We start from the raw sequence: 1,395 nt of genomic DNA on the forward strand, positions 1-1,395 counted from the left end.
GGGTTCCGGCCATGCGCAAGCATGGTCTGGTATTGGCGTATTGTACGCCTCTTTGACATTGTGAATGGGTTTTTTAGATCGATGCCGTGGCGCATGGATCGACGATCAAGGTCGTCGTTCGATTGCGTTCACACATTATGGGCAACGGTCGTGTGGCGAAAGCCATATGATGCGTTGTTCGATCTGGCTGAGATATCGTCCGCACCTGGTACATCGCAAGCGTTATGCAGGCTTGTTGGTGATGGTGTGGATTCTCAAGCGTGAGGTAAGAGCATCTGGTGGATGCCTTGGCATGTACAGGCGAAGAAGGACGTGGCACGCTGCGATAAGCGTCGGGGAGCTGTGAGCGAGCTTTGATCCGGCGATTTCCGAATGGGGAAACCCACCTTCACCATTTCTTCTGTCACCCTGGCAACAGGGTGGTTGGAGAGGTGGATAAGGTATCACCTTAGTGAATATATAGCTTTGGTGAAGCGAACCCGGGGAACTGAAACATCTCAGTACCTGGAGGAAAAGACATCAACCGAGATTCCGTTAGTAGTGGCGAGCGAACGCGGACCAGGCCAGTGCCTCATCTTCAACTAGCAGAACTGTCTGGAAAGGCAGGCCATAGCGGGTGATAGCCCCGTATGCGAAAGTGATGGATGAGGCCTCGAGTAGGGCGGGACACGTGAAATCCTGTCTGAACATGGGGGGACCACCCTCCAAGCCTAAATACTCGTACATGACCGATAGCGAACTAGTACCGTGAGGGAAAGGTGAAAAGCACCCCGATGAGGGGAGTGAAACAGTACCTGAAACCGGATGCTTACAAGCAGTAGGAGCCCCATAGGGGGTGACTGCGTACCTCTTGCATAATGGGTCAGTGACTTAGTTTATCGAGCAAGCTTAAGCCGTTAGGTGTAGGCGTAGCGAAAGCGAGTCTGAATAGGGCGCTGGAGTTCGATGAATTAGACCCGAAACCCGGTGATCTAGGCATGACCAGGCTGAAGGTGCGGTAACACGCACTGGAGGGCCGAACCGTTCAATGTTGAAAAATTGTCGGATGAGTTGTGTTTAGGGGTGAAAGGCCAATCAAACCGGGAAATAGCTGGTTCTCCGCGAAATCTATTGAGGTAGAGCGTCGGACGTATACCGTTGGGGGTAGAGCACTGGATGGATGCGGGGGTCGCGAGATCTACCAACTCTAACCAAACTCCGAATACCAACGAGATTTATCCGGCAGACAGACGGCGGGTGCTAAGGTCCGTCGTCAAAAGGGAAACAGCCCTAACCTACAGCTAAGGTCCCCAAGTCACGTCTAAGTGGGAAAGCATGTGGGAATCCCAAAACAACCAGGATGTTGGCTTAGAAGCAGCCATCATTTAAAGAAAGCGTAACAGCTCACTGGTCTAA

1 rRNA gene is annotated in these 1,395 nt (G+C 52.3%); it reads left to right on the forward strand.

Going from position 1 to position 1,395, the window contains the following annotated elements:
• Positions 1 to 255: 255 nt before the first annotated feature.
• A 23S ribosomal RNA gene (locus tag SCA01S_RS21530) occupies positions 256 to 1,395 on the forward strand; the annotation flags it as partial.

The organism is Novosphingobium capsulatum NBRC 12533 (assembly GCF_001598375.1).
Classification (GTDB): domain Bacteria; phylum Pseudomonadota; class Alphaproteobacteria; order Sphingomonadales; family Sphingomonadaceae; genus Novosphingobium; species Novosphingobium capsulatum.